The organism is Methylosinus sp. Sm6, assembly GCF_019802345.1.
Taxonomy (GTDB): domain Bacteria; phylum Pseudomonadota; class Alphaproteobacteria; order Rhizobiales; family Beijerinckiaceae; genus Methylosinus.
In genome coordinates, this window is the sequence record NZ_JAINDZ010000074.1 from 1 (window position 1) to 7,034 (window position 7,034).

A 7,034-nucleotide genomic window follows, 5' to 3' on the forward strand; every position below is an offset into this window, starting at 1 on the left:
GGCGGCGCCTCGAAGGACGGCCGCGAGGCGAAATCAAAGGTTTCCCCCGTTGCCGTCCTTCGAGACGCCCGCTTCGCGGGCTCCTCGGGACGAAGGTGATGGGGGCTCGTCCTTCCCCGATTCCCTGGGAGCGGCGGGCGCTGTCGTTGCGAGGGGCGGAGCGGGAATGGCGGCTTTGGTTTCGCTGGCGGATATCGTCATATGGCTGAAGGTCGCGCGTCCGCACGGCGATCTGGACGCTGTGGGCTGGGGCGTTGCTCCGTTGCGAAAGATCGTCGACGTCACGACGCAGATCGATCTGTTGTCGTTCGGCGCCGACGCCGTTCTCGCGTCCGACGAAACACGATCGAAATTCTCGGCTGCGCTCGCCGAATTGCGCGCGAGCGCCACGACGATTCTCCGCGCAGATATCGCCGTCTACTTCGCCGATGACAGGGCGGCGCAGAACTTTCTGCTTCCGCCCGATCTCATGAAGCTCGTCGGCCACGCCGACGAAATCGAAATATCAGTGTATCGGACCGAGTCTTGAAGCGCTCGGTCGTGATCGGCTCTCAATTCATTCGCTGAGCGACCCGCATGGCGGAACTCGCGGCGCGCGGCGAAGTTGCGTGCGGCTTCGCCGGAATGCTCAGCATGGCGATCGTGCCGACGCCGACGCGCGAGCGGATGCGCAAGGCGCCGCCGTGCAGCGCCATCAGCGAGCGCGCGATGGCGAGGCCGAGGCCGGAGCCTTTCATGCCGTTCTCCATCACGGTCGCCGGCTGCTCGAACGGCCGGCCGAGCTTGCCGATCGCCGCGGCGTCGACGCCGCAGCCCGTGTCCTCGACGAAAATCAGCACTGCATGCAGGGAGCGCCGCGCGCGCAGGCGCACGCATCCGCCGGCGCCGGTGAACTTCAGGCTGTTCGACACCAGCACGCCGATCGCCTTGACGATCGCGTCGTGATCGCCGCAGCAGCGCAGCCCTTCGCCCGCATCGACGATCAGCTCTATGCCCTTGGCTTCCGCGGCGCGTCGCGAACGTTCCGCGGTGGCGCGCGCGGCGCCGGAGAGATCGATCTCGCTCTCCTCGAGCCGCACGCGGCCGGCCTCCAGCCGCGACATGTCGAGAATATCCGTCAGCACGTCGAGCAGATTGCGGCCGCTCTGATGGATATGGCTGCAATATTCGACATATTTCGGCGAGCCGAGCGCGCCGAACACCTGCGCCTGCATCATCTCCGAAAAGCCGATGATGGCGTTGAGCGGCGTGCGCAGCTCATGGCTCATATTGGCGAGAAATTGCGATTTGGCGAGATTGGCGGCCTCGGCCTCGCCCTTCTGCAGATGATATTGCTCGGCCAGCGTCGCCAGCTGCTGCGCCTGCGTCTCCAGGGTCTGCCGCGAGCCGATGAGATCGGCGACGCTGGCGGTGAGCCGGCGCTCCGAGTCGATCAGCTTCTCCTGATTGCGCTTCAGCGCCGTGATGTCGGCGCCGACGGAGACATAGCCGCCGTCCTTGGTGCGGCGCTCGCTGATCTGCAGCCAGCGTCCGTCCGCGAGCCGCGCTTCATAAGTGCGCTCGCTGGACGTGGGCGCGGCGTCGCCGATGATCTCGCTCTGCTCGAGCGGGGCGGCGCTCGACATGATGCGCGCATAGCTCGCGCCTTGCGTCGCGACATCGGCGCCCAGTCCATGCAGATCGAGGAATTTCGAATTGCAGACGACGAGGCGGTTGTGCGCGTCCCACAGCACGAAGGCTTCGGAAATGGTCTCGATCGCGTCGCGCAGCCGCATGTCCGCCGTCGCCGCGCCTTCGGCGAGCGCGCGATGCTCGGTCACATCGACGGCGATGCCGACGAGGCGCGGGCCGGCGCCGCCCTCTTCCTCGATCAGCTCGGCGCGCATGCGCAGCCAGATCCATCGGCCCGTGGCGTCGGCGATGCGGAATTGATGATCGAAGGCGCCATGCGAGGCGGCCACGGATTCGACCATATCGGCGAGGTCGCCGTCCTGCGGATGCAGGCGAAGCGCGATCTCGCCGAAGGAGAGGGGCCGGCGCTCGACCGCGAGGCCGAGCAGCTCGAACATCGAATCGGACCAATGCACGCGCCCGCGGGCGAGGTCGAAGTCCCAGAGCCCGCAGCGGCCGCTGCCGAGCGCGGCGTCGACGCGCCGGCGCATGGCGGCGTGGGCGTGCTCGGCGAGCGCGGCGCGGCGCTGCTGCCGGCGCAGCGCCAGCCCCGCCGCCGCCGTGATCGCCGCCGAGCAGGCCGCGACCGCCGCGCAGCGAATGGAGGAGGCGCGCCAATCGGCGAGCACGGCCTCATAAGGGTGGAGCACCGCGATCTGCCCGGCGCCGGCGCCGAGATTGCGCACCATCGCCAGCGCGCGTGAGCCATCGGCGAGCGTGATCCGCATCACGCCGGCCTTGTCGGCGAATTCGGTCAGCAATGGGTTGGGGCCGAGGAGATCGGCGAGGGCGCCGCCCGCTGCGAGCGGCGCGCTGGCCGCCAGCACGCGCCCGGCGGCGTCGGAGACGGCGACGCGCCGGCCGCGCGCCGTCGCATAATCCGGCAGCGTCGGCGCCGCGCCGGAGCGCGGTCCCGCCTCCATGTCGCCGGCGACCGCTCGCGCGAAGATCGTGAGATCGGCGGCCGCCTCGGTCAGCGTCTTCTCATAGGAGGCGTCGGCGAGCAGGGCGAGCAGCGTGGCGAGCGTCAGCGCGCACAGGCCGGCGGCCGCCAGAACGCGCGACCGCGGCAGGCGGGCCGAGCGGGCGCCGCGCAGGCTCGTCGCCCTGGGCCCTTCGGCGTGAATCGTCGCATCGGCCGCGTGTGAGCGCGACATTCGGCAGTCCCCGGTCGTGTTGGCGAAGAGGGGGAGAAAACGCGCGCATCTCGCCCCGAATCAACGCCATTCGAATCTGGCGGCGGATGTTTGTCCAGAGCTTAAAAAGACGTAAAGCGCGCCCGCCGCCGCTCGCGGCCGCCGGCGCAAGGCGCGCGCAAGCCAGGGGACCGGCGCAGGGCCCGCCGCCATGGCGAAATCGCCTCGAAGCGCCTATGTTCGGGGCTGGCCCGCCCGCCCCGGAGACGCCTCATGTCGAAATTTCCGCCGCCCTCGGCCGAGGAGCCGACGCCCGAGATCGAGATCCTGCCGCCCCCGCCGCGCTCGGGAACGCGCTCGCGCATCTGGATCGGCGGGACGAAGGGCGTGAAGGTCATCAAGATCGGGCCCGTCGGCAGCGTGCTGCTGGCGCTCGCCTTCGCGGTGATCCTGGCGCTCGGCTTCATCTTCCTCACCAGCGCCTTTCTGGTGCTGCTGCCGGTGGTGCTGGTCCTCGCCGCGATCTCCTATCTCACCGGCGCCTCGGGCAATCCCTTCCGCCGGCTGCCGTGATCCGTGGCGAGGGAAAAAGTTCCCAGCCCTCGTCCTGAGGAGCCGCCGCAGGCGGCGTCTCGAAGGACGGCCGTGGGCTGAAATCAAAGGGTTCTCCCAACGGCCGCCCTCCGACACGCCCGCTTTCGCGGGCTCCTCAGGACGAGGGGGTTGGGTTTTATTCCTTCCTCTCGACGGGGAGGGGGCTCACCCCGGCCATTTCCCCGCCGCCGCCAGCTCGCGCAGCGCTTGCGCGTCGCGCGGGGTGACGCCGGGGTAGTCGGCCTGCGCCGTCGCCGGGTCGAAATATTTCCACGAGCGCGCGCATTTGACGCCCTCGGCGCGGCGCGGGACCACGGCGACGCCGGCGACCTCGCCGAGGCGGAAAGCGTCGGCCGGGCCGTCGTCCGCGCGGATCGCCACATCGGACACGATGCAGACCTCGGCGAAGTCGACGCCGGCAAGCGCCGCATGCAGCTCCGCATCGGTCACATGGACGATCGGCGCCGCCTCCAGCGAGGAGCCGATGCGCTTTTGCGCGCGCTCGATCTCCAGCGCGCCGGTGACGACCGAGCGGATCGCGCGGATCTTCTCCCATTTTGCGGCCAGCGCGTCGTCGCGCCAGGCGGCGGGCAGGGCGGGGAAGGTCTCGAGATGCACGGAGACGGCGTCCGGATAGCGCGAGAGCCACGCCTCCTCGGCGGTGAAGGCGAGGATCGGCGCCAGCCATGTGGTCACGGCGCGGAACAGCTCCTCCACCACGGTCAGCGCCGCCCGGCGCTTGGCGCTCGACGGCGGATCGCAATAGAGCGCGTCCTTGCGGATGTCGAAATAAAAGGCCGAGAGGTCGCTGGTCAGCAAGGGCGTCAGCAGCGCGACCACCTTCTTGTAATCGAAGGCGGCGTAAGCGGCGCCGACCTCCTCGCCGATCTCGGCGAGGCGATGCAGCACGAGCCGCTCCAGCTCCGGCAGATCGGCATGGGCGATCGTCTCCTCCGCGCGATAATGCGCCAGCGTGCCGAGCATCCAGCGGATGGTGTTGCGCAGCTTGCGGTAGGTGTCGGTGACGCTCTTTAAAATTTCCGGGCCGATGCGCTGATCGTCGCTGTAGTCGACGCTCGCCACCCACAGGCGCAGAATATCGGCGCCGGCGTCGGCGATGACCTTCTGCGGCGCGACGACATTGCCTTTCGACTTCGACATCTTGTGGCCCTGCTCGTCGAGCGTGAAGCCATGGGTGAGCACGATGTCGTAAGGCGCGCGTCCGCGCGTGCCGCAGGACTCCAAGAGCGAGGAATGGAACCAGCCGCGATGCTGGTCCGAGCCCTCGAGATAAAGCACCTCATCGGCGCCGCCGTCGCGCTTGCGGCGAATGCCGGCGAGACCGGGGAAGTGCGCCGGGTCCTCCAGCGTGAAGGCATGCGTCGAGCCCGAGTCGAACCACACGTCGAGCACGTCGTCGATCTTCTCGTAATCTTGCGGGTCATAATCGGGCGAAAGGAAGCGCTTCGCCGCGCCCTCTTCATACCAGGCGTCGGCGCCCTCCTGCTCGAAGGCCGCGCCGATGCGCGCGTTGACGCGCGCATCGACGAGAATCTCGTGTCCGCCCTTCGCGACGAAGACGGCGATCGGCACGCCCCAGGCGCGCTGGCGCGACACCACCCAATCGGGACGATTGGCGATCATGCCGCGAATGCGGTTCTCGCCCGCGGCGGGCACCCATTGCGTGCGGGAGATTTCATCGAGCGCGATGGAGCGGAGGGTCGGCGCATTGCCCCCTGGAGCGCCCTTCGAGACGGCGCTTCGCGCCTCCTCGGGACGAGGGGGCTGGCGCGACGAGGATCCAGTCCCCTCGTCCTGAGGAGCCGGCGCAGCCGGCGTCCCGAAGGATGGGCCGCCGCGCGCGCTCTCCGCGTCGGCGCTCGGCGAGTACGCCTTATCGAGCGCGATGAACCATTGCGGCGTGTTGCGGAAGATCACCGGCTTCTTCGAGCGCCAGGAATGCGGATATTGATGTTTCAGCCGTCCGCGCGCGACGAGATTGCCCGCCGCGATCAGCGCCTGGATGACCGCCTCATTGGCGTCGCCCTTGTCGCCCGTCTCGGTGAGCACGCGCTTGCCGGGAAAGCCCGGCGCCTCGTCGGTATAGAAGCCGTCGGCGTCGACCGTATAGGGGATGCGCGCATCGATGCCGCGCTCGGCGAGCATGCGCCCGCTCGCCATCCAGATGTCGAAGTCCTCGCGGCCATGGCCGGGCGCGGTGTGGACAAAGCCGGTTCCCGTGTCGTCGGTGACATGGTCGCCGTCGAGCAGCGGCACGGCGAAATCATAGCCGAGGGAGTTGAGCGGATGCGCGGCGGTAAAGCTCGCAAGCTCCGCGGCCGGCACGTCGCGCAGGCGCTCGAAGCTCTCGACCTTGGCGGATTTGAACACATCCTCGGCGAGCTTGTCGGCGAGCACATAAGCCGCGCCGACCTTCGCCCAATTGTTCTGCGGCGCCGCCGTCACGCGATAGAGGCCATAGGCGATCTTGTGCGAATAGGAGATCGCGCGATTGCCCGGCAGCGTCCAGGGCGTCGTCGTCCAGATGACCACCGCGCCGGGGCCGTCCTTCACCGGGAAGGCGACATGCACCGTGTCGCTGACATGGTCCTCGTATTCCACCTCCGCCTCGGCGAGCGCGGTCTTCTCGACGACGCTCCACATCACCGGCTTGGAGCCGCGATAGAGCAATCCATTCTCGGCGAATTTCATCAGCTCGCGGGCGATCTGCGCCTCCGCCGGAAAATTCATCGTCGCGTAGGGGTTGGCCCAGTCGCCGGTGACGCCGAGGCGCTTGAACTCCTCGCGCTGCACCGACAGCCAATGCGCGGCATAGGCGCGGCACTCCTGGCGGAAGGCGACGATGGCTTTGGGATCGGCGAAGTCCGGCTTCTTCTTGCCCTTGGCGCGGTAGTTCTCCTCCTCGATCTTCCATTCGATCGGCAGGCCGTGACAGTCCCAGCCGGGGACATAGTTCGAATCCTTGCCGGCCATCCGGCGGCTGCGGGCGACGAGGTCCTTGAGGATTTTGTTCAGCGCATGGCCGATGTGGATATTGCCATTGGCGTAGGGCGGGCCGTCGTGCAGCACGAATTTCGGCCGGCCTTCGGCGGTCTCGCGCAGCTTGCCGTAGAGGTCGATCTTCTCCCAGCGGGCGAGGATCTCCGGCTCGCGCTGGGGCAGGCCGGCGCGCATCGGAAACTCCGTCTGCGGCAGATAGAGGCTCTTGGAATAGTCGGGGCCTTTGTCGTTGCTCTTGTCGTTCATGGCGTCGGAAACCGAAAGCGGGGCGCGTGGGGCGCGGCGCGAGAGAGGAGGGGGAGAAGAAAGGCGCCGCCGGGCGCCGAAAACCCGGTCGCCGCGCGAGGCTTCAAGCTCGAGCGCGGGCCGGGCCCATAATTCGAATGCTGCGACGCAGGATCATGGCCGAATATCTACCAGCCGAAGGCCGCGCCGCCTAGGGGGCCCGATCAGGACGATCGGGTGAACGCAGGAAGGTGCGCATCACCCTCCCCCTGAAAGGCCTACGAGAGCGACACATTTCCAGGAGGCCGTCATGGCCGGGACGAGCCCACGGCTGTCCGGCACAAAAATTGGTTGTACAAGCGCATGACATTGATTCTAATCCGGTCC

General features: G+C 68.2%; 4 protein-coding genes. 2 read left to right on the forward strand and 2 right to left on the reverse strand.

Features of this window, described 5'->3' with window-relative positions:
* Positions 1-166: 166 nt before the first annotated feature.
* Positions 167-529: a hypothetical protein gene (locus tag K3F48_RS23025; RefSeq protein ID WP_222577778.1), complete on the forward strand. Its 363-nt coding sequence runs from the start codon at positions 167-169 to the stop codon at positions 527-529.
* A gap of 22 nt (positions 530-551) precedes the next feature.
* Here the strand turns inward: K3F48_RS23025 and K3F48_RS23030 are convergent, their stop codons facing one another.
* Entirely contained in the window at positions 552-2,828 is a 2,277-nt protein-coding gene (locus tag K3F48_RS23030; protein WP_222577779.1) for a PAS domain-containing sensor histidine kinase, read from the reverse strand.
* Positions 2,829-3,080: 252 nt separating this feature from the next.
* Here K3F48_RS23030 and K3F48_RS23035 point away from each other — a divergent pair, with 252 nt between their 5' ends.
* Positions 3,081-3,380, forward strand: a complete 300-nt coding sequence (locus K3F48_RS23035) for a hypothetical protein (RefSeq protein ID WP_222577780.1) — start codon at positions 3,081-3,083, stop codon at positions 3,378-3,380.
* A 186-nt stretch (positions 3,381-3,566) separates the two neighbouring features.
* Here K3F48_RS23035 and K3F48_RS23040 read toward each other — a convergent pair whose 3' ends face one another.
* The gene (locus K3F48_RS23040; protein ID WP_222577781.1) at positions 3,567-6,668 is read right to left on the reverse strand and encodes an isoleucine--tRNA ligase; all 3,102 of its coding nucleotides are present in this window, start codon (positions 6,666-6,668) and stop codon (positions 3,567-3,569) included.
* Between the last annotated feature and the right edge of the window lie 366 nt (positions 6,669-7,034).

Coding starts and splice junctions, on each gene's coding strand:
- K3F48_RS23025 (WP_222577778.1), top strand. CDS start 167: ATGGCGGCTTTGGTTTCGCTGGCGGATATCGTCATATGGCTGAAGGTC.
- K3F48_RS23030 (WP_222577779.1), bottom strand. CDS start 2,828: ATGTCGCGCTCACACGCGGCCGATGCGACGATTCACGCCGAAGGGCCC.
- K3F48_RS23035 (WP_222577780.1), top strand. CDS start 3,081: ATGTCGAAATTTCCGCCGCCCTCGGCCGAGGAGCCGACGCCCGAGATC.
- K3F48_RS23040 (WP_222577781.1), bottom strand. CDS start 6,668: ATGAACGACAAGAGCAACGACAAAGGCCCCGACTATTCCAAGAGCCTC.